Annotated in this window: 23 protein-coding genes and 1 pseudogene; 14 read left to right on the top strand and 10 right to left on the bottom strand. The window is 70.9% G+C overall.

Features of this window, described 5'->3' with window-relative positions:
* From ACFWY5_RS51985 to ACFWY5_RS51975, 3 genes and pseudogenes are all read right to left on the bottom strand, one after another.
* A pseudogene (locus ACFWY5_RS51985) lies at positions 1 to 362 on the bottom strand (hypothetical protein); the annotation flags it as partial.
* 258 nt (positions 363 to 620) lie between these two features.
* On the bottom strand, positions 621 to 1235 hold the full coding sequence (locus ACFWY5_RS51980; RefSeq protein WP_379639482.1) for a GntR family transcriptional regulator: 615 nt from the start codon (positions 1233 to 1235) through the stop codon (positions 621 to 623).
* 9 nt (positions 1236 to 1244) lie between these two features.
* Positions 1245 to 2105: a DMT family transporter gene (locus ACFWY5_RS51975; RefSeq protein ID WP_379639481.1), complete on the bottom strand. Its 861-nt coding sequence runs from the start codon at positions 2103 to 2105 to the stop codon at positions 1245 to 1247.
* Positions 2106 to 2186: 81 nt separating this feature from the next.
* Here ACFWY5_RS51975 and ACFWY5_RS51970 point away from each other — a divergent pair, with 81 nt between their 5' ends.
* The gene (locus ACFWY5_RS51970) at positions 2187 to 2564 is read left to right on the top strand and encodes a hypothetical protein (RefSeq protein WP_379615441.1); all 378 of its coding nucleotides are present in this window, start codon (positions 2187 to 2189) and stop codon (positions 2562 to 2564) included.
* Here ACFWY5_RS51970 and ACFWY5_RS51965 read toward each other — a convergent pair.
* On the bottom strand, positions 2561 to 3046 hold the full coding sequence (locus ACFWY5_RS51965) for a GNAT family N-acetyltransferase (RefSeq protein WP_379615439.1): 486 nt from the start codon (positions 3044 to 3046) through the stop codon (positions 2561 to 2563). The two genes, ACFWY5_RS51970 and ACFWY5_RS51965, sit on opposite strands and share 4 nt — an antisense overlap.
* Positions 3047 to 3152: 106 nt before the next feature.
* Here ACFWY5_RS51965 and ACFWY5_RS51960 point away from each other — a divergent pair, with 106 nt between their 5' ends.
* Both ACFWY5_RS51960 and ACFWY5_RS51955 read left to right on the top strand, forming a co-directional pair.
* Entirely contained in the window at positions 3153 to 3788 is a 636-nt protein-coding gene (locus tag ACFWY5_RS51960; RefSeq protein WP_379615437.1) for a TetR/AcrR family transcriptional regulator, read from the top strand.
* The gene (locus ACFWY5_RS51955; protein ID WP_379639480.1) at positions 3785 to 4594 is read left to right on the top strand and encodes an aminoglycoside adenylyltransferase domain-containing protein; all 810 of its coding nucleotides are present in this window, start codon (positions 3785 to 3787) and stop codon (positions 4592 to 4594) included. Before ACFWY5_RS51960 ends, ACFWY5_RS51955 begins: the two co-directional genes overlap by 4 nt.
* Here ACFWY5_RS51955 and ACFWY5_RS51950 read toward each other — a convergent pair.
* A complete protein-coding gene (locus tag ACFWY5_RS51950) occupies positions 4480 to 5724 on the bottom strand; it encodes an FAD-dependent monooxygenase (protein WP_379639479.1) in 1245 nt (414 codons plus the stop codon). The two genes, ACFWY5_RS51955 and ACFWY5_RS51950, sit on opposite strands and share 115 nt — an antisense overlap.
* 52 nt (positions 5725 to 5776) lie before the next feature.
* Positions 5777 to 8818, bottom strand: coding sequence for a BTAD domain-containing putative transcriptional regulator (locus ACFWY5_RS51945; RefSeq protein ID WP_379639478.1), 3042 nt, complete (start codon positions 8816 to 8818; stop codon positions 5777 to 5779).
* Positions 8819 to 8850: 32 nt separating this feature from the next.
* On the opposite strand from ACFWY5_RS51945, the gene ACFWY5_RS51940 reads away from it, so the two are divergent.
* Positions 8851 to 9549: a toxin glutamine deamidase domain-containing protein gene (locus tag ACFWY5_RS51940; protein ID WP_379615429.1), complete on the top strand. Its 699-nt coding sequence runs from the start codon at positions 8851 to 8853 to the stop codon at positions 9547 to 9549.
* Positions 9550 to 9563: 14 nt separating this feature from the next.
* On the top strand, positions 9564 to 9860 hold the full coding sequence (locus ACFWY5_RS51935) for a YrhB domain-containing protein (protein WP_379639477.1): 297 nt from the start codon (positions 9564 to 9566) through the stop codon (positions 9858 to 9860).
* Between the two features lie 3 nt (positions 9861 to 9863).
* Here the strand turns inward: ACFWY5_RS51935 and ACFWY5_RS51930 are convergent, their stop codons facing one another.
* From ACFWY5_RS51930 to ACFWY5_RS51920, 3 genes are read right to left on the bottom strand one after another with little or no spacing between them, the layout of a single operon-like run.
* Positions 9864 to 10358, bottom strand: a complete 495-nt coding sequence (locus tag ACFWY5_RS51930) for a hypothetical protein (RefSeq protein WP_379615425.1) — start codon at positions 10356 to 10358, stop codon at positions 9864 to 9866.
* A gap of 5 nt (positions 10359 to 10363) precedes the next feature.
* Positions 10364 to 10687: a hypothetical protein gene (locus tag ACFWY5_RS51925; RefSeq protein WP_379639476.1), complete on the bottom strand. Its 324-nt coding sequence runs from the start codon at positions 10685 to 10687 to the stop codon at positions 10364 to 10366.
* Positions 10688 to 10696: 9 nt separating this feature from the next.
* On the bottom strand, positions 10697 to 11521 hold the full coding sequence (locus ACFWY5_RS51920) for a YbaB/EbfC family nucleoid-associated protein (protein WP_379639475.1): 825 nt from the start codon (positions 11519 to 11521) through the stop codon (positions 10697 to 10699).
* An 85-nt stretch (positions 11522 to 11606) separates the two neighbouring features.
* Between ACFWY5_RS51920 and ACFWY5_RS51915 the strand changes: the two genes are divergently transcribed.
* The 6 genes from ACFWY5_RS51915 (at position 11607) to rfbD (ending at position 17056) form a co-directional block, all read left to right on the top strand.
* Entirely contained in the window at positions 11607 to 11969 is a 363-nt protein-coding gene (locus tag ACFWY5_RS51915; RefSeq protein WP_379615419.1) for an MmcQ/YjbR family DNA-binding protein, read from the top strand.
* Between the two features lie 89 nt (positions 11970 to 12058).
* Positions 12059 to 12409, top strand: coding sequence for a hypothetical protein (locus ACFWY5_RS51910; protein ID WP_379615417.1), 351 nt, complete (start codon positions 12059 to 12061; stop codon positions 12407 to 12409).
* A 269-nt stretch (positions 12410 to 12678) separates the two neighbouring features.
* A complete protein-coding gene (locus ACFWY5_RS51905; protein WP_379615415.1) occupies positions 12679 to 14133 on the top strand; it encodes a sugar transferase in 1455 nt (484 codons plus the stop codon).
* Between the two features lie 2 nt (positions 14134 to 14135).
* Positions 14136 to 15221, top strand: a complete 1086-nt coding sequence (locus tag ACFWY5_RS51900; RefSeq protein WP_379639474.1) for a glucose-1-phosphate thymidylyltransferase — start codon at positions 14136 to 14138, stop codon at positions 15219 to 15221.
* 54 nt (positions 15222 to 15275) lie between these two features.
* Positions 15276 to 16205, top strand: a complete 930-nt coding sequence (gene rfbB / locus ACFWY5_RS51895) for a dTDP-glucose 4,6-dehydratase (RefSeq protein ID WP_379615411.1) — start codon at positions 15276 to 15278, stop codon at positions 16203 to 16205.
* A complete protein-coding gene (gene rfbD, locus ACFWY5_RS51890) occupies positions 16205 to 17056 on the top strand; it encodes a dTDP-4-dehydrorhamnose reductase (protein WP_379639473.1) in 852 nt (283 codons plus the stop codon). Before rfbB ends, rfbD begins: the two co-directional genes overlap by 1 nt.
* On the opposite strand, the gene ACFWY5_RS51885 is transcribed toward rfbD, so the two are convergent.
* Entirely contained in the window at positions 17038 to 17613 is a 576-nt protein-coding gene (locus tag ACFWY5_RS51885; RefSeq protein ID WP_379639472.1) for a dTDP-4-dehydrorhamnose 3,5-epimerase family protein, read from the bottom strand. The genes rfbD and ACFWY5_RS51885 overlap by 19 nt on opposite strands.
* A gap of 123 nt (positions 17614 to 17736) precedes the next feature.
* Here ACFWY5_RS51885 and ACFWY5_RS51880 point away from each other — a divergent pair, with 123 nt between their 5' ends.
* The 3 genes from ACFWY5_RS51880 to ACFWY5_RS51870 are packed head-to-tail and all read left to right on the top strand — an operon-like array spanning position 17737 to position 20335.
* Positions 17737 to 18942, top strand: a complete 1206-nt coding sequence (locus ACFWY5_RS51880; RefSeq protein WP_379639471.1) for a methyltransferase domain-containing protein — start codon at positions 17737 to 17739, stop codon at positions 18940 to 18942.
* Positions 18939 to 19700 (top strand): glucose-1-phosphate cytidylyltransferase, encoded by a 762-nt coding sequence (locus ACFWY5_RS51875; protein WP_379639470.1) that lies wholly within the window; start codon positions 18939 to 18941, stop codon positions 19698 to 19700. Before ACFWY5_RS51880 ends, ACFWY5_RS51875 begins: the two co-directional genes overlap by 4 nt.
* A complete protein-coding gene (locus ACFWY5_RS51870; protein ID WP_379639468.1) occupies positions 19697 to 20335 on the top strand; it encodes a PIG-L deacetylase family protein in 639 nt (212 codons plus the stop codon). Before ACFWY5_RS51875 ends, ACFWY5_RS51870 begins: the two co-directional genes overlap by 4 nt.

Genomic DNA, 20335 nt, shown 5'->3' with positions numbered 1-20335 from the left:
ACGACCGGCCCCGGGAAGGCGTCGAGGCGGGCGTCGCCCGGCGTGCGGCTCTCAAGGTCGTCACCGAGGCCGGCCGAGTCGCCGCGGCCCCGCCGCAGGGACTCCCACGTGGCGGCCAACTCGGGGGCGTCGGCCCAGGTCCCGTTCACGGCATCGGTCAGCGTACGACGGAAGGAGGCGGCGGGCGCGTCGGGCAGAGCCGCCGCGATCCGCTCCGACTCAGCGCGGGCGGCGGGGCCCAGGCCGTTCTCCAGCACTGAGGAGAGAAGGTAGGCGGCGTGCTGAGCGAGGGCGGGATCGGTGCAGGTCAGTACGGCATGCAGGGTCGCGGGCCGGCCGGAGCGCTCGACGAGGGCGTACACCCTGCTCTTGGCGCGGGTGTGCTCGCAGTGGAAGCGCGAGGAACGGCAGAGGTCATGACGGGTTCTCCAACAACGTGAGGTACGTGGAAAACCGCTGGTGGGCGCGGTACGGCCACGCCCCCTGACGGAGAAGTCCTGCCCGCTGGTGCTGCTGGTACGGCCAGCTGCCCGGTTCGATGTACGCATCGCACCGCTTGGGTGTCGTTTCGGGCGCTAACCGCCCGTCGGGGGTGCGTCCGAGCGGAGGGCCTTGCTTTTCTATGCGCCCCAGGAGTGGTTGAGGTGGGTGGCTACTGCGGCTTGGGCGGCTTCTGCTGGGCCGGTGGCTATTGCGTTCAGGAGGTCTCGGTGTTCGGTGATCAGGCGGTCGCGGTCCTTGTAGACCTCGCGTAGGCGGACCACTCCGAGCTGGGTTTCGGCGGCCAACGCGCTGTAGAGGCGTTCCAGGCGGGGGCTGCCCACCGCCTCGATCAGTGCCTGGTGCAACGCCATGTGTTCGGCCACTATCGCGGACCACGGGGCTTCTTCCGGGAGCGACTCCAGTCTTGCCAGCGCTGAGTCCGCGGCCTCCACTCTTCGGCCGGCCAACGCTCTGGCCATCAGGTCTTCCAGCGGGCGGCGGACGTACATGAGGTCGCTCAGATCCTCCAGGGTTACCAGGCGGACCTGGGCGCTGCGGTTGCGTTCGCGGCGGAGCAGGCCCTCGTGGACCAGTACGGCCAAGGCCTCGCGGACCGTCGGGCGGGCCACGCCATAGGTGGCCGCGATCTCCTGTTCGGGGAGGGAGGTGCCGGGGTCCAGCTCGCCGGACAGGATTCGGCCGCGTAGCGCTTCGGCCAGCGCGTCGACGGTGGACACGGGTCTGAACGGCACCATGGCACTCTAGCGGCTCACCGTACGGGGTTCGGGAAGGGCTACGGTCACCAGGCTGATCGCCAGCAGGGCGAGGCCGAGGATGGAGAGCAGGGCCAGGTGTTCGCCGAGGACCACCACGCCCAGGAGTGCGGCCACGGCGGGTTCGGCCAGTGCCAGGGTGGCGGCTGTGGCGACGGGGGTGGTGCGCAGGCCTCTGCCGTACAGGAAATAGGCGAATGCGGTGGTGCCGAGGCCCAGGTAGAGGACGGCCGCCAGGTTGGCCGGGGTGGTGAGCCAGTCCACGCCTTGCCACAGGAGGACGGGGAGCATGATCGCGGCGGCGCCGCCGAACAGGACGCCCATCACGGCGTTGGACGGCAGGCCGCGGGAGATGGCTCGGGCGGCGGTGACCGCGTAGTAGGCGTAGAGGAGGCCGCCGGCCAGGGCGAACAGGATGCCGGAGAGCACCTGCCCGCCGGCCTGGGCGTCGCCGCCGCCGGCGATCAGGGCCGCACAGCCGGCGATCGCGGCGGTCGTGGCGGCTGACCAGCGTGCGCTGGGGCGTTGGCTATGGAGCAGCCAGGACAGCAGGCCGGTGAAGACGGGGCCGCTGCCGATGGCGACGACGCTGCCGATCGCGACGCCGGTGCGGCTGATGGCCGCGAAGAAGCACAGCTGGTACGCCGCCACCGCCACCGCGCCCAGCAGAAGGCTTGGGCGCAGGGCGGATCTCAGCTCCGATGCGGCCAGCAGGGCCAGCGCCGCGCCGCCGATGACCAGGCGGGCGGCGGCCAGCGCCACCGAGTCCGCGGAGACGAGGAGGCCGGCGGTGCCTGCCGTACCCCAGAGGACGGCGGCGCCGACGACGGCGGACGGACCATTGCGCATACCAGGATTGTCTGACAAACAGACAATCCTGTCCAGGGGATCAGGTGGCGGGAGTGACGTCGCTGATCTACGCTCAGGTGCGTGGACAGCGAGAGTCTGGCCGCGGCCGCCCTGCTCTCGGCGCTGAGCCGGGCCGCGGGAACCCTCGCCGAGCTGCGTCATCCGTTCGTGCGCAGCGCCCCGTTCACCTACCTCGCCCCACCCGCCGGCGCGGTCGCCGGCACCGTCTTCACGCTGCCCGACGGGCGGGAGGTGCGCTTCGCCGTCTCGGTCGCGGTGGCCGACGGCGCGTACCGCGTGGACGGCGAGGTGATCGCGGAGGACGAGCCGCTGGTCGAGCTGCCGCGCACCAGCGTGCCGACGCTGGAGGAGGCGCTGGTCCTGCTCGATGAGTACACGATCGAGGTGGCCGGGCCCGCGGTGCGGCTGCTCGACCGGTTATTGGAGGATCTGCGCTAGTCGGTGGCCAGGCGGGCGTGGCGTTCGACGTCGTAGCGGACGCCGTCGTAGCTGAGCTTGGCGCGCTCGATGCCCTCGGCCGGGAATCCGGCCTTGAGGGCGACCTTGCAGGAGGCGGGGTTGTTGACGCGGTGGCCGAGTTCGAGGCGGAACAGGCCGCGCTCCTTGAACGCCCACTCGGCCAGCATGGAGGTGGCGATGGCGGCCACACCCCTGCCGCGGGCCTCGGGGATGGTCCAGTAGGAGACCCAGCCGTTGAGGTGGCGGTCGATGCCGGTGACGGCGACGTTGCCCGCGACCTGGCCGTCCAGTGTCACCGCGAACGCGTGCCCGACTCCTTCCCAGGCGGCGATCCAGCCTTGGGCGTCCTTGAGGGTGACCATGGGCCACGGCGCCTGCCTGCGCATGTCCTCGGACTGGAAGGCTTGGAGCACCACGGGGGCGTCCGCGTCCCGCCACTCTCGCAGCTCTATCCCTGTCAAGAAATATCCCCCCTACTACCGACTTATACGGATATACCCCATCACAGGCGTTGACTTGAGCGGTCGCTCAGCCCCATCTACCCTGGGAAACCCAACGAGGAGACCGATGTCCACCACCACCCGCGCCAAGCTGCTCGACGCGGCCCTCGCGACGCTGCGCGCCCAGGGCATCGCGGGCGTCTCCGCCCGCACGATCGCCGCCACGGCCGGAGTCAACCAGGCGCTGGTGTTCTACCACTTCGGCAGTGTCGACCAACTGCTCGCCGAGGCGTGCGAGAACGGCTCCACCGAGCGGGTGGCCCACTACCGCGAGCGCTTCGCCGCCGTCACGACCCTGACCGAACTGCTCGAACTCGGCCGCGCCATCCACGACGAGGAGCAGGAGTCCGGCAACATCGCCGTGCTCGCGCAACTGCTGGCCGGCAGCCAGACCGACGACAAGCTGGCCCCCGCGACCGCGGCCGGACTCAACCTGTGGGTCGTGGAGCTGGAGCGGACGCTGGAGCGGGTGCTGCGCGAGACGCCGCTGGCCGAGCTCGTGGACGTGTCCGGGCTGGCGCGCTCGGTCGCCGCCGCGTTCATCGGGCTGGAACTGTACGAGGGGGTCGACGCCGACGGCGCCGCGAAGGCGCTGGACTCGCTCGAACAGCTCGCCGTCCTGGTGAGCGTCCTGGACGAGATGGGCCCTCTGGTACGGCGGGCCGTACGCGGCCGGCTGCGCAAGGCGGCGACCCGCGGATGATCGTGCCGGAGGTCCGCCGCTACCTCTCGCTCGCCGATCGCCTGCTCCCCGGCAGGATCACCGGCTTCTACGTGGTCGGATCCACCGCCCTGGGCGCCTTCCGCCGGGGCCGCAGCGACATCGACTTCGTGGCCGTCACCGAGGGCACGATCAGCCTGCCCCGCCTGCGCGCCCTGCAGTGGACGGCCAACACCCCGGACGGCCTGCGCCAGCTGGCCCGCGGAAACTGGGCGATCCCGGGCACCGTCAACGGCGTGTTCGTCCCTCGCGAGGAACTCACCCGGCCCGTCACCCAGATCAGACCCGTCGCCTCCCACAGCGGCTCCGACTTCAGCGCCGGCGCCGCCTTCGACGTGAACCCGGTCACCTGGAAGACCCTGCGCGAGCACGGCATCGCGGTGCGCGGCGCCGAGCCGGCGGAGCTGGGCCTCGACCCGGAGCCCGCGCGGCTGAAGGAGTGGAACCTCGCGAACCTGCGCGGCTACTGGAAGGGCCTGGCGGAGCGGACGGCCCGCCGCGCGAAGCCGTCGCTGATCGGCCGGAGGACGGGCATGGCCTGGACGGCGCTGGGGCCGCCCCGGTTGCACCACACGATCGCCACCGGCGAGGTGATCTCGAAGGAGGCGGCCGGAGAGTACGCGCTCGACGTCTTCGACGCCCGCTGGCACCCGTTCCTGCGCGACGCCCTCGCCTACTGGCGCGGCGGCCCGCCCGCCGCCGTGCGCCCCCGCGAGGCCGCGGGCTTCGTCCTCGACGTGATCGCCGACGCCGAGCGGCTGTCGAGCGGCGGCTCGGGGCTCGGGTAGTCCTTCAGCTCGATGTCCGTGGCCGCCCGGTCGCCGATCTTCGTCATGGCTCGCAGCAGGAAGCGGTACTTGAAGATCCAGTTGCGTATCCTGATCCCGCGCCTGGTGGTCGGCGCCAGGAAAGTACCGGCGTTGCCGTCGCGCGCGATCTTGGCGTAGCCGAGGAAGGCGTCCTCGTAGGCCTGGTAGGCGGCCCGGTACTCGCCGCCGGTCGCGGCCAGCTCGCCCGCCAGCACGTACGCCGCGACCATCGCCAGACCGGTGCCGAACCCGCCCAGTGTGTTGCCATAGGCGGCGTCGCCGATCAGCGCCACGCGGCCCTTGGTGTAGTGGTCGAGACGGACCTGGCTGATGGAGTCGAGGTAGACGTCCGCCGCCGCGGCCACGATCTCCGCGCCCCGCCAGCCGATACCGCGGTAGGCCTCCACCAGGACCCGCTTCATGTCCTCGGCCGAGTGGCGGTCGAAGGACAGCTCGCCGGCGGCGAAGACGAAGAACGCCCCCGCCTTCGGCCCGCCCGAGGCGATCATCCGCCCCGGCTCGTTGTACATCTGCGCCGGCCCGTCGAACCGCTCCGGCAGATCGGCCAGCGCGTAGTAGTGGCCGAGATGGGTGACATAGTCGGACTCGGGGCCGAAGGCCAGCCTGCGGACGTTGGAGTGGATGCCGTCCGCGCCCACGACCAGGTCGTAGGTGCGCGGCGCGCCCCGCTCGAAGGTGACGTGCACGCCGCCCCCGGTCTCGGTCAGCGAGGTGATGGAGTCGCCGAAGACGTAGCGCGCGCCGGCCGCCACGCTGATGTCGTACAGGATGCGGGACAGCTCGCCGCGCTCGATCTCGAGGTCGCCGCCGGTGAAGGAACCGGGTATCACCGCCAGCTCACGCCCGGCGGCGTCGACGATCTGCTGGTCGGTGCCGCCGGTCTGGTGCCGCGACACCTCCCGCAGGATGCCCGTGCGCTCCAGCACGAGCCGGTGCGTCTCGCCCTTGAAGTCGACGGCCTGGCCGCCGGGACGCAGCGCGGGCGACTTCTCCACGACGGTCACGTTGAAGCCGTGGCGGGCCAGCCAGTAGGCGAGGGCGGGGCCGCCGATACTCGCGCCGGAGATGAGGACGTTGCTGTTCTTCATGTCCACGAGCTTCGGCGGGGGCGCTGACAGTCCGGCGACGGCCGGCTGACGGTTACGACAGCACTGTCAGCGCCTGGTCCCTGCTCAGCGCCGCCCCCTTCGCGTACTGCGCGGCGAACCGCTCGGCGCCGATCGACCGCGTAGCCGCCGCGGCCACCTCGGCCACGGCGCGGTCGCCGGTGACCGCGGTGCCGCGCAGCGTCGCCGCCGCGCCCAGGAGGTAGGCGGCACGCTCCGCCGTACCGTCGAGAAGGGCCAGGTCGGCGTGGCCCTCGACCACGGTGGCCAGGTCGCCGGCGAGCGACCGCGAGATGCCCGTGAGCGCCTCGGCGTGCAGTGCGCGTGCTCGCGCGTGGTCGCCGTCGCGTGCGGCCAGGCGCGCGAGGGCGGTCTGCGCGTGCGGACGCAGGCCCTCGGTGGCGAAGACGCCGGGCTGGGCGACGGCCAGCGCCCTCTCGTAGTGTTCGCGGGCCGGGGCCGGGTCGCCGCGCCGCTCGGCCAGCTCGCCCAGCGTGAACTCCACGATCGCCGGCCGCCCGGTCACGCGCGCCAGCTCGGCGGCTCTGGCCAGGTCGGCGGCGGCGGCGTCCTGGTCGCCCTCGCGCAGCAGCCCGCCGGCCCGGCGGCACAGGATGTCCACGACCTCGTCGTCCGCGCCCAGCTCGCCGATCAGGTCGAGTGCCCGCTGCCACAGCTCGCGCGCCCGCGCCCACTCGCCGCGCCAGCTCGCCAGCGTCGCCAGCGACTCCAGGCCCTGCGCCATGCCCCACCGCTCGCCCAGGGCGGTGAAGCTGGCCAGCGCCGACTCCAGCCCGCGCTCGGCCTCGGCCAGCCGCCCGTCGAGCTGGTCGACCAGCGCCTCGCCGAGCACGGACACCGCCCTGCTCCACGGCTCGGGACCGAGCATCCGCCCCCGCCGCCTCCGGTCGACGCCGGGAGCGCCGGGCCCGGCGACCATGCCCCACAGGACGGTCCCGAACGGGTAGCGCAGCGTGCGGTCCAGCACGTTCATGATCGCCTCCGCCCGCGCCCACTGCTCCTGCCGCACATCCGGTACGGCCAGCAGCACGCACAGCACGTACTCCTCGACCAGCTCGGCAGGAGGCTCACCCACCCGGTCAAGCAGTTCCCGCGCCGACGCGGCGGCCTGCCCGCGCCGGCCGCTCAGGAACCAGTAGGCCGCCTGCGCCCCGACCAGCCGCAGCCCCGTTCCCGGATCGTGGCGTACGGCATGCCGCAGCGCCGCCTGGAGGTTGGCCTGCTCGGCGGAGAGCCGGGCCAGCCAGTCGAGCTGCTCGGCCCGCAGCAGCCAGGGGTCGGCTTCCCGCACCAGTTCCAGGAAATAGGCGGCATGCACGTCGCGGGCGGGATCGCCGGCCTCTTCCAGCTTCTCGGCGCAGAACAGACGGACCGTCTCGAACATCCGGTACCGCCCGTCGGCCGCCTCCACGAAGGACTTGTCCACCAGGTCGGCCAGCACCTCGCCGTCGCCGCAGACCCGCTCGACGGCCTCCAGCCCGGCCCCGCCCGCGAACACGCTCAGCCGCCTTGCCACCACCTGCTCCTCGTGGCTGAGCAGGCTCCAGCTCCAGTCGACGACGGCGCGCAGTGTCCGGTGCCTGGCCGCGGCGGTCCGGTCGCCGCGCGAGAGCAGCTTGAACCGGCCGTGCTCGGCCAGCCGCGCGGCGATCTCCGCCACGGTGAAGGAGCGCAGGCGCGCCGCCGCCAGCTCGATCGCCAGCGGCGAGCCGTCGAGCGCCGTGCAGATCTCCACGACCTCGGGCCCCGGCTCGAACCCGGGACGCACGGCCGAGGCCCGCTCGGTGAACAGCCGCACGGCCGGGGCCCGTGCCCACTCGCCCGGCTCCGCGCCGGCGGCCGGCAGCGCCAGCGGGGCCAGCGGGACCAGTACCTCGCCGGTCAGTCCGAGCGGCTCGCGGCTGGTGGCCAGGACGGACAGCTTCGGGCTGGCGTCGAGCAGCCGCCTGGTCAGCAGCGCGGCCGCGGCGACCACGTGCTCGCAGTTGTCCAGGACGAGCAGCAGGTCCCGGTCGGCCAGCGCGGACACGACCCGTTCGACGGGGTCCGGCGGCTGGAGCAGCCCCAGCCCGGTCTCGCGCACGCCCAGCGCGCCCATCACCGCGTGCGGGACCAGCCCGTCGTCGGCCACCGCCGACAGGTCGACGAAGCAGACGTCCCGGCCACCCCGGCGGGCGGACTCCACCGCCAGTCGCGTCTTGCCGGTGCCGCCCGGCCCGGTGATCGTGACCAGCCGGGCGCCGGCCAGGGCGGCGAGCCGGTCCAGCTCGGCCTCGCGGCCGACGAAGCTGGTCAGGGGAGCGGGCAGCCGGCGGCTCGCGCGGGGCGCGTCGGCGCGTAGCATCGCCACGTGGAGTCCGGCCAGCTCGGGTGAGGGGTCGGCGCCCAGCTCGTCGGCGAGCAGCCTGCGTCCCTCCTCGTAGACCTCCAGGGCCGCGGCCTGCTGGCCGCCCGCGTGCAGCGCGCGCATGAGCTGGCCGCGCAGCCGCTCGCGCAGCGGGTGCGCGGAGACGAGTTGCCTCAGGGAGCCGACGGAGGTGCCCGCGGGGAGGGCCAGTTCGGCCTCGATCAGGTCTTCCGTCGCGGCCAGCCGTACCTCGTCGAGGCGGGCGATCTGCGCGCCGGCGTGGGCCACTTCCGGCAGGGCGGGGCCGCGCCACAGCGCGAGGGCCTGCCGGAGCGTGGCGGCGGCGCGTTCGGGCTGGGCGGCGGCCAGTAGCGCGCGGCCCTCGGCGGCCAGGTGCTCGAAGCGGTGGGCGTCGACGTCGTCGGGGTCGACCGCGAGCCGGTAGCCGCTGCCGTGGAACTCGATCAGGTCGGGCGGGAGCTGCCGCCGCAGCCGGGAGACGTGGGCCTGGATCGCGTTGACCGCCCCGGCCGGCGGGTCCTCGCCCCACTGGCCGTCGATGAGACGCTCGGTGCTGACCAGCCTGCCCGCGTCCAGCAGGAGGAGAGCCAGCAGCGCTCGGGGACGGGGACCGCCGAGCGCGACGGGTTCGCCATCCTCGCCCCTGACCTCCAACGGCCCCAGGACTCCGAACCGGGGAGCCGACATGCCCCCAGCCTACTGACTGCTATAAATCCCCAATGGCGAAGTTCGGTGGTGTCGTGCGCCTCGGGTTGTTCCGTGTCGCCGCTCCCTGGCTCAAACGCGGACGCGCGGCACGCAAGGGCCGCCGCCCGCAGATGGCGGCCGGGCCGGGCCGGGTTCCTTCCAGGTCGCCGGGTCGTGGTCCCGTGCCGCTGGCGAACCTCCGCCCACGGCAGGTCGACGAGCTTGAGCGCGCCACGGCGCCGCTGACGGCCGCGCAGCAGGCCGGGATGCGCCAGGCGCACCAGGAGATCGCCCGTCTCCAGCGGGAGGCGGCCGGGAAGCCGTTGTCGTACATCAGGATCCGGCAGATGCTGCAGCACATCAACCCGACCAACAGCCGCAGAAACTGTCCCGAGACGGCCCTGGCCGTGGACGACGTGCTCGCCAGGCGGGTGGCGGTCGCCGGTCCGCTCCCGGGCTCGCCGATGCCCCAGGCACGGGGCATCTACCAGAGGAGGGCGATCGAGGGCACGACGCGGAACGACTCCCTCGACGCCGCGGAAAGCACGATCGCCGCCAACCCGGGATCGCGCGGCATCATCATGGCGAGCCGCGAGAACGGCAACGCGCACATCTACAATGTCGCCAACATCAACGGCAAGGTGACTTACCTGGACGGGCAGTACAAGCTGATGTCGCCGACGAATCCGCACACCCAGTTCAGCTCGTTCGAGTTCTTCCGCACCGCGTGAGGAGGCGGCCACCGATGATCAGCAGAGAGGCGGCCGAACGCGTCGCGCGCGACTTCGTCGCCAGGGAGTTCCCGGACCTGGAGGGCGCCGAGGAGGTCGCGGTCGACGACGCGGCCACGATCGAGCGGCCCTACGGGTGGCTGTTCACCTATACGACGGTGTCCTACCTGCGTACCCGTGACCCCGGCGAGGGTCTGGCCGGCGCCGGGCCGCTGCTGGTGCTGCGCGAGGACGGGCGGATCATCGACTTCCCGTCCTTCCACACCCGCGAGTCCGCGCTGGAGGCCTACGAGAGCGGGAAGGCGCCCTGAGCCTCAGCCGCCGATGACCCCGTTCATCGCGATGGTGACGCACAGGTCGAGCAGGCGGCCGGTGATCTCCATGATGATCGGCATGCGCGCCGTCGAGGCGCCCATCGTGGCAGGGGCCGCGGCGATGGCGATCTGGAGCTGGATGACGAGCTGGATCAGCTGAACGATGAAGTTGATCTTCAGGATGAGGACGATCGCGGCCAGGATCATCAGCCCGAGGCCGATGACGCCGGCGCCGGTCGTGCCGTCGCGCAGGTTGCCCTGGGGGGAGTCCTCGGCGTTCCACGCCTGGCGGAAGGCGGTGACGCCGTCGCCCTTCTGCTCCGTCCACACCCCGGCGGCCGGGGTCTCGCTCTTGTTCACCGCCGTGCCCATGTCCCGGCCCAGCGCCATCCAGGCGAGGCCGATCTTGAACAGGTACTCCTCGTCGGTCATCGGCCAGTGGCGGCCCAGCGAGTACATGACCTTGCCGAGCCCGGCCGGAGGCTGCATCCCCATGGCGCCTACCCGAGCAGCTTCTTGACGTTGTTGACCTCGATGAGATTCAGATCCTCGCCCATTTTCTGGTTCGCCCCCATGGTCTCGATGTCTGCGGCGACGGCCTTCAGATCGTCGGTGTTCTCGCTGTAGGAGCCGAACGCCATCTCGTGGATGGCCGCGTAGACGGCGCCGATGAGCATGCCGAGGTCGTCGCCGCCGAGTGCGCCGCCGTCGCCTTCGACCTCGCGGCGGAAGTTGTCCAGTTGCGCCCGCAGCTCGTCGGCCGAGGTGCCGACCTCGCCGGCGGCGCCCTGCGTCCGCGCGGGTCTGTGCAGGCTGTCTTCCACGGCCACCTCCTAGTCCGGACTCCGGACGCTGGACATGATGTCGCGCAGCGCCCGCGTGGCCCGGTGCATCTGGTCGAGGCTGAGGTCCTGGAGCTGGCGGGCCCGCTGGTCGAGGTCCTCGCGGTACACGCCGGTCGCCGCCTCGCTCTCGGCACGCTTGGCCCGCAGGTCGGCGAACGCCTCGTTGACGGCGGTTCGCAGGTGCTCGGCCAGCTCGTGCGTACCGGCGGACATCGCCTTCGCCCCGATCTCCAGTGCCTCCAGGCGGCCGTCGGCCGCGAGCGCGCGTACCTGGCCCTTGAGCGCGAGGCCCTCGCCGCGCGGCGGCTCGACCGGCCGCTGCTGTCCCTCGGCCGCCATGTCCAGGAAGGTCTGGGCGAGTTCGAGGAGCTGGTCGAGGCCGAGGCTGCGCGCGTCCGCCGCGCCCTCGACCCGGGTACGGCCGTGCAGCTCGGCCATCGCCGAGGCGATGCCGCGCGAGATCGTATCCATCTGGAACAGGGCCTCGTCGCGCGCCTGGCGCAACATCTGCGACATAGCCGCCAGATCGGGGACGTCCGGGGCGCTGCGGGCGCCTTGCACCTGCTCGATCGCCTCGTTGACGGCCCTGAGCACCAGCTCCGCCACCTCGCCCGGCGGCAGCCGGAGAAGGCGGGGGTCCAGCCTGATGTCCTCGACGGCGCCGCGTGCGACGGTGACGCGTACCCGGCCGTCCTCGCTCGTGCCTTCGCCGTACGGCGCCGCGCCCGCCGCACCCGTGCGCAACGAGTCGATCAGTGCGCGGGTGTCGGCCGTCAGCCGATCGAGTTCCGTGTCGTCAAGAGGCTCCGGCACCGGACAAACATTACCTCAGCCTGACAAAGGCCGCTTCTCGCCCTTGATACGGCAAATGTCGGACGGCTCTGCTAGACCTGTTGGCATGGGCGTAACCGTTGACGAGTTCCTGGAGATGCTGCGGCGGCTGCCCGAGCACAAGCTCGGCGACGGCGGCGACTGGACCAGCATGAAGGTCCACGGACGCGGGTTCGGCTACCTGTGGGAGCGCACGGAGACGGTCGGGCTCAAGGCCACCATCGAGGAGCAGCTCGCGCTGGTGGCCGAGCGGCCCGAGGTGTTCGAGGTGCAGTTCACCGCGGGGCGGTTCGGCTGGGTCGTCGTGCACCTGGCCCGGATCGACGCCGACGAGCTGTGGGAGCTGGTCGCCGAGGCGTGGTGCCTGACGGCGCCGCAGGAGATGGTGACGGCGTTCGAGGCCACGCTGGGGCTCGTCGACAGCCCGTGATCGCCGGTACGCGGTTCACGGTGGTCCCATAAGCACCTATAAGCGCAGGCCCTTGCGGGACGTGGCCCCGAGTCGCGAGAATCGCGCCCATGCACGGCAACCCGATGCCGGACTCCTACGTGTACGTCACCGAGGAGGGCGTCACCCGTCACTACGCCGACGGCAGCGTCGAGGCGCTGGCGTGGGAGGACGTGGTCGAGGTGCGGGTTGTCACCGAGCCCGGGGCCGACGTCCTCTATATCCTGCTGGATCGCGACGGCGAGGGCTGCGTCGTGCCGAGGTCGGCGACCGACGCGACGTTTCTGGCGCGCCTGCGGTATCTGCCGGACTTCGATCTTGATCGGCTGGCCGTCGCGGCGGAGTCTGTGCAGGACGGGGTTGTGGTCGTGTGGCGCAGTCCGGATCCGCCGTCCGCATTGCCAGATCTTGAGTATGACTAGCTCCTGAATTCTGGCGCTATCGCTGGGTTTCCAGTGGTCAAACAGGCATTTCTCCTGTTCCTCGCTGCATCTTTGGATCGTTCCGTCAAGGTCAGAAATCTGCTCCCTGGCGTCCGATTGTGGACATAGTGCGTTATTCCCCAGCATGGAATCGATCTTTACTCTTTAGTGGGGGCCGCCGCCCTTGAGTTCATGTGGGATGTGGGTAAACCCATGCGCTTCAAGGAACGTCACGTTATTGCGGTGCCGAGAGTTGCAGGTGGGGTGTTATGAGGGTGGGGATAGGGGAGTCCGATGTCGTGCTCCTCCATGCCGTGCCGCGTCACGCATCCAGTATCTGGACGCGGGCGTATCTACGGCTCTTATTACTGGGCGACGTCGTCTGCGCGGTGGTCTGCTGTGCCTTCGTGTTCGGGGTGCGGCTCGGCTTCGGCGCGTACATCCCGGCGGAGGAGTTCGCGCTGGGCATCGGGCTGCTGGTGGCCTGGCCACTGGCCCTGATGCTGGGCGGCGCGTACCGTCAGCGAGCCCACGGCGAGGGCACTGACGAGTTCCGCGCGGTGTTCAACGGCGGTGTCGGGCTGATGGCCGCGGTGGCCATCGGCGCCTACGCCACCCAGACGGCCGTCGCCAGAAGTTTCGTCATGGCGACGCTGCCGCTGGCCGTCATGGCCACGCTGTACTTCCGCTACCGCATGCGCAAACGCCTGCACAGCAGGCGGGCGGTCGGCGACTACATGCGCCACGTCATCGCGGTCGGCCACCGGGAGGCGGTGATCGACCTGGTGGTGACCTTCCGCCGCCAGCCGCACCACGGCATGGTGGTCGTGGGCGCGTGCCTGCCGCCCGGCACGCTGGACGCCGATCTCGAGGGGACGCCGGTGCTCGGCTCCTTCGCCGACGTGGCCGACGTCGTGGCCGAGGTCGGGGCGGACGCCGTCGCGGTGCTGGCCTGTCCCGAACTCGACGGGACCACGCTGCGCAGGATGGCGTGGAGCCTGGAAACGGCCAAGACCGATCTGTTCGTGGCTCCTGCGCTCATGGAAGTGGCCGGGCCGCGCATCAGCATCCGGCCGGTCGCCGGGATGCCGCTGCTGCACGTGGAGCATCCGGAGTTCGGCGGGGCCAAGCGGGTGGTGAAGAACGCCTTCGACCGGGTGGTCGCGGCGCTCGCGGTGCTGCTGCTGTCGATTCCGCTGCTGGGCATCGCGCTCGCGATCCGGCTGACCAGCCACGGGCCCGCGTTGTTCCGCCAGACGCGGGTGGGCAGGGACGGCACGACCTTCAAGGTCCTGAAATTTCGGACCATGGTGGTAAACGCGGAGCAACTCAAGGACACGCTTCTCGACGAGAACGAGTTCGACGGCGTGCTCTTCAAGATTAGGAACGATCCACGGATCACGCGGGTGGGCGCCTTCCTGCGCCGATACTCCATCGACGAGCTGCCCCAGTTGCTCAACGTCGTCGCCGGGGACATGTCGCTGGTCGGCCCGCGCCCGCCGCTGCCGGAAGAGGTCGCCAAGTACGGCATAGACGTACGGCGGCGCCTGGTCGTCAAGCCGGGCATGACCGGGTTGTGGCAGGTCAGTGGCCGTTCCGACCTAACCTGGGAGGAGTCGGTACGGCTCGACCTCAGGTACGTCGAGAACTGGTCGCTCATTCTCGACCTGCAGATCCTCTGGAAGACCTGGTCGGTCGTCACCCGTGGAGAAGGGGCCTACTAGCCGTGAAAGCACTCGTCCTCGCCGGAGGGTCGGGGACCCGGCTCAGGCCGATCACCCACACCTCGGCCAAGCAACTGGTGCCCGTCGCCAACAAGCCGGTCCTGTTCTACGGGCTGGAGGCGATCGCCGCGGCGGGCATCCGGGAGCTGGGCATCGTGGTCGGTGACACGCACGCCGAGATCGAGGCGGCGGTCGGCGACGGCTCCGCCTTCGGGCTGGAGGTCACCTACCTGCGGCAGGAGGCGCCGCTCGGGCTGGCGCACGCGGTGCTGATCGCCCGCGACTTCCTGGCCGGCGACGACTTCGTCATGTACCTGGGCGACAACTTCCTCGTCGGCGGCATCAACGACATCGTGTCCGGATTTATGGCCAAAAAGCCGGACGCGCAGATCATGCTGACCCGCGTCGGCGACCCCCGCCAGTTCGGCGTCGCCGAACTCAATCCCGACGGCGGCGTCAAGAGCCTGGAGGAGAAGCCGCAGCACCCCAAGAGCGACCTGGCCCTGGTCGGCGTCTACCTCTTCACCGCCACCGTGCACGAGGCGGTGGCCGAGCTCAAACCGTCCTGGCGCGGCGAGCTGGAGATCACCGACGCCATCCAATGGCTCATCGACCGCGGCTACCACGTCGAGTCCACGACCGTCACCGGCTACTGGAAGGACACCGGCAACGTCGAGGACATGCTGGAGGTCAACCGGCTGGTGCTGGAGTCGATGGAGCCGACCGGGCAGGGAGAGGACGTACAGGGGGAGAGCGTGGACAGCGAGCTCATCGGCCGGGTGCGGCTGGAGGCCGGCGCCCGCGTGGAGCGCTCGCGCATCGTCGGGCCCGCCGTCATCGGCGCGGGCGCGCGCGTCACCGACAGCTACGTCGGCCCCTTCACCTCGATCGGCGCCGACTGCGTCATCGCCGACAGTGAGATCGAGTACTCCATCGTGCTGCCCAGGGCCTCCATCGAGGGCGTGCGGCGGATCGAGGCCTCGCTCATCGGCCACGACGTCCAGGTCACCCCCGCCCCGAACACCCCCAGAGCCCACCGCCTCGTGCTGGGCGATCACAGCAAGGTCCAGATCCATGATCGAACGTAGTGAGAGAATAATTAAACGCAGCATGAATTTCATGAGGTCGACGGAGTCGAACTCATGAAGATCCTTATTACTGGGGGTGCGGGGTTCATCGGCTCGGCGTACGCGCGCATGTGCGTGGACGACCGGGCCGAGATCACCGTCCTCGACAAGCTCACCTACGCCGGCGACCGGCGCAACCTCGACGAGGTGCGCCACACGTTCGTGCACGGCGACATCTGCGACGGCGCCCTGCTCGACGAGGTGGTGCCCGGCCACGACCTGGTGGTGAACTTCGCCGCCGAGTCGCACGTGGACCGCTCTATCGACGGCGCCGCCGAGTTCGTGCGCACCAACGTGCTCGGCACCCAGACGCTGCTCGACGCCTGTCTCAGAGCCGGTACGCGCAAAGTGGTCCAGGTCTCCACCGACGAGGTCTACGGCTCGGTGGACATCGGCTCGTGGACCGAGGACGCGCCGTTGCAGCCCCGCTCGCCGTACGCGGCGGCGAAGGCCGGCGGCGACCTGATCGCCCGCGCCTACGCCATCACCCACGGCCTGGACGTCTCCATCACCCGCTGCGGTAACAACTACGGCCCGCGCCAGTACCCGGAGAAGCTCATCCCGCTCTTCGTGACGAACCTGCTCAAGGGCAGGAAGGTCCCGCTGTACGGCGACGGCGGCAACGTCCGCGACTGGGTCCACGTGAGCGACCACTGCGCCGGCATCCGGCTCGTGGCGGAAAAGGGCGAGCCGGGCGAGGTCTACCACATCGCCGGCACCGCCGAACTGACCAACGTGGAGCTGACCGGACGCCTGCTCGACGCCTGCGGCAGGGACTGGGACATGGTCGAGTACGTGAGCGACCGCAAGGGCCACGACCGGCGCTACTCGCTCGACGACTCGAAGCTGCGCGCGCTCGGCTACCGGGCCGAGGTCGCCTTCGACCAGGGCCTGAAGGACACCGTCCGCTGGTACGCCGAGCACGGGGACCGGTGGAACGACTGATGCGCTGGCTGATCACCGGTGGCGGCGGCATGCTCGCCACCGACGTGCTGGAGCGGATCGCGCTCACCGGGGAGCCGGTGATCGCGCTCACCCGCGCCGACCTCGACCTGTGCGAGCCGCGCGCGGTGCGCGACTTCGTCTGCGCCTACCGGCCCAGAGCGGTGGTCAACTGCGCCGCCTGGACGGCCGTGGACGACGCCGAGAAACACGAGGACGAGGCCATGGCGGTCAACGGCAGGGCGGTCGAGGTGCTGGCCGCCGCCTGCGTGCGGGCCGGGGCGCGATTAGTGCAGCTTTCGACGGACTATGTCTTCGACGGGCGGTCGGCGCGGCCGTACCGGGAGGATGACGAACCGAACCCGCTCAACGCCTACGGGCGCGGCAAGCTGGCCGGCGAGGTCGCCGCCGCCGGTCACTACGTGGTCAGGACCGCCTGGCTGTACGGCTCGGCCGGCCGTAACTTCGTCAAGACCATGATCCGCCTGGCCGGTGAGCGCGAGTTCGTGAACGTGGTCGACGACCAGCGCGGCCAGCCCACCTGGACCGCCGACCTGGCCGACTACCTGGTCCGGCTGGCCCAGTCGGACCAGCCGCCGGGCGTCTACCACGGCACCAGCGCCGGCGAGACCACCTGGTACGGCTTCGCCCGCGAGATCTTCACGCTGCTCGGCACGAGCCCCGACCGGGTCAGGCCGATCACCACGGCCGACTACCCGATGCCCGCCGCGCGCCCGGCCAACAGCCTGCTCGCCTGCACCAGAGGCGAACCGCTGCGCGACTGGCGGGCCGCACTGCACGCCGCCTGGCCGGTGCTGGCCACGAGAGCTGGTCGTCAGTGCAGTCCCGCGTAGAACTTCTGGCACGCGGCGTAGGAAGGCAGGAGCCCGGACTCCAGCGCCGCCTTCAGCGTGGGCGCGGCCGCGTCCTTGTCCGACAGCAGCGGCTCGTCCACCGGCCACGTGATGCCCAGGTCGGGGTCGAGGGGGTGGACGCCGTGCTCGCCTCCCGGGTTGTAGCCGGAGGAGCACAGGTAGAGCACGGTGGCCTGCTCGCTCAGCGCGAGGAAGGCGTGGCCGAGCCCTTCGGCGATGAGCACGGCCCTGCGCTCGTCGGAGTCGAGCCGCACGGCCTCCCAGCGGCCGAAGTCCGGGGAGCCCTCGCGCAGGTCCACGACGACGTCGAGGATCGCGCCGGACACGCACATCACGTATTTCGCCTGTCCGGGAGGTACGTCGGCGAAGTGCACGCCCCGCAGGACGCCCGCTTTGGAGACCGAGCAGTTGACCTGCACGGTGTCGAAGGGCCTGGGCAGGTCGGCGGTTCGGTACGCCTCCAGGAAGGCGCCGCGAGGGTCGGCGTGGATGCGCGGGGTGAACTCCCACGCACCGTCGATGCTCAGGGGCTTCATGGGGCGCAGCATCACACAAACACTCCTGAAAGGGCTAGGTCGAAATGACCACCGTCTCCTCCGCGGGCAGCAGTTGTAACGATCCGTCCGCCATGTCCGACGAACACGCGGGAGTGAGCTGACATGATCGTTTGCCGTCTGTGCGGGTCGGGTGCGATGGCCGGTGTCGTGGACCTCGGCGCGACGCCGCCGTGCGAGCTGTTCCTCACCGCCGACCGCCTCGACCAGCCCGAGCAGACCTTCCCGCTGCATCTGCGGGTGTGCACCGACTGCTGGCTGGCCCAGCTCCCGCCGCTGATCACCCCCGAGGACACCTTCACCGAGTACGCGTACTTCTCCTCCTACTCCTCCTCCTGGGTCGAGCACGCCCGCCGCTTCGTGGACGGGCTGACGCTCTGGCCGGACTCGTTCGTGGTGGAGGTGGCCAGCAACGACGGCTACCTCCTGCAACACGTGGTCGAGCGCGGGGTGCGCTGCCTGGGCATCGAGCCGTCGGCCAACGTGGGCGCGGCCGCGGTGGAGAAGGGCGTGCCGACGCTCACCGAGTTCCTCTCGCCCGAGGTGGGGCGGCGGGTGCGCGAGGAGCACGGTCCCGCCGACGTGGTCGTCGCCAACAACGTCTACGCGCACATCCCGGACGTGGTCGGCTTCACCCGGGGCCTGCGGGCGCTGGTGGCCGACGACGGCCTGGTCGCGATCGAGGTGCAGCACCTGCTCACGCTCATGGAGCTGAACCAGTACGACACGATCTACCACGAGCACTTCCAGTACTACACGGTCGCCTCGGCGCAGCGCGCGCTGGCCAGTGGCGGGCTGACGCTGGTGGACGTGGAACTGCTGCCGACGCACGGCGGCTCGATCCGGCTGTGGGCGAAGCCGTCGGGAGAGCCGTCGGAGCGGGTGGCGGACGTCCTGGAGAAGGAGAAGGCCGCCGGATTGCATGAGATCTCCGGGTACGCGAACTTCGCCGCCCGCGTCGCCAAGGTCCGGCGCGACCTGCTGCGCTTCCTCATCGACGCCGCCGACGCGGGCAAGACCGTCGTCGGGTACGGCGCGCCGGGCAAGGGCAACACCCTGCTCAACCACTGCGGCATCCGGCCGGACCTGCTGGCGTACACGGTGGATCGCAACCCGTACAAGCACGGCAGGTTCACCCCCGGTAGCCGTATCCCGATCCTGCCCCCGGAGGCGATCGAGACCGACCGGCCGGACTACGTGCTGGTCCTGCCGTGGAACCTGCGTGACGAGCTGGTCGAGCAGCTCTCCTTCGTCCGCGAGTGGGGTGGCCGGCTGGTCTTCCCGATCCCCAGGCTGGAGGTCGTCGAGTGAAGGTCGTCCTGTTCTGCGGCGGGCGCGGCACGCGTATGCGGCACGAGGGCGTGGGCGGCGACATCCCCAAGCCCATGCAGCTCGTCGGGCCCCGGCCGCTGCTGTGGCATGTGATGCGCTACTACGCGCACTTCGGCCACAAGGACTTCATCCTGTGCCTGGGCTACGGTGCCCAGCACATCAAGGACTTCTTCCTGACCTACCAGTTCGCGCTGCGCGACGGCACGGTCGAGATGCTGGAGACGGACATCTCCGACTGGCGCATCTCGCTGGTGGACACCGGCCTCGACTCGCCGATCGGCGAGCGGCTGCGCCGGGTGCGCGAGCGGCTGGACGGCGATGAGATGTTCCTGGCCAACTACGCCGACGTGGTGGCCGACGCGCCGTTACCCAAGATCATCGACAGTTTCGCCGCCTCCGGCGCCGGCGCGTCCATGATGGTGGTCCCGCCGACGTCCAACACCTTCCACGTCATCGAGATGGGCGAGGAGGGCCTGGTCGGCGGCATCACCCCGGTCAGTGAGATGCCGCTGTGGATCAACGGCGGCTTCTTCGTGCTGCGCCAGGAGATCTTCGACCACATCCCGGAGGGCGGCGACCTGGTCGCCGACGGCTGCATGGAGCTGGCCAAGCGCGGCCGCCTCCTGGCCTACCGGCACCGCGGCTACTGGCGCCCGAGCGACACCGTCAACCAGCGTCTGGAACTGGACAACTCGTGGAGCCGGGGCGAGCGCCCGTGGGCACTGTGGGAAGCATGATCGGACTCAGGCCGGGCCGTACCGGGCGGATCGTGGCACTCGGCGCCCATTGCGACGACCTCGCGATCGGCGCCGGCGCCACGCTGCTCACGCTGGGCGCGACCCGCGTGGACGCGCTCGTCCTGTCCGGCGGCGGCACGTCCAGGGAGGACGAGGAGCGGGCCGCGCTGAAGGCGTTCTGCCCGGAGGCCGAGGTGCACGTCACCGTCCTGAACATCCCGGACGGCCGGCTGCCCGCCCACTGGGAGCGCGCCAAGGACGCGCTGGAGGACCTGCGCGCCGCCACCGACCCCGACCTGATCCTGGCCCCCTGGACCGGCGACGCCCACCAGGACCACCGGGGCCTGGCCCAGCTCGTGCCGACGACGTTCCGCGACCACCTCACGCTCGGCTACGAGATCGCCAAGTGGGACGGCGACATGGGCCGCCCCAACGCCTACCATCCGATCGCGCCCGAGCTGGCCGAGCGCAAGACAGACCTGCTCCACCTGCTCTACCCCTCGCAGCGCCGGCGTGCCTGGTTCGACCGCGAGGCCTTCCTCGGCCTGATGCGCCTGCGCGGCATCGAGTGCAACAGCCGCTACGCCGAGGCCTTCCACGTGAACAAGCTGACGATCGACCTGGCTGGAGACTGA

Origin of the sequence: Nonomuraea sp. NPDC059007 (assembly GCF_042740555.1) — a bacterium.
GTDB lineage: Bacteria > Actinomycetota > Actinomycetes > Streptosporangiales > Streptosporangiaceae > Nonomuraea.
This window is presented reverse-complemented; position numbering and strand designations above follow the sequence as displayed.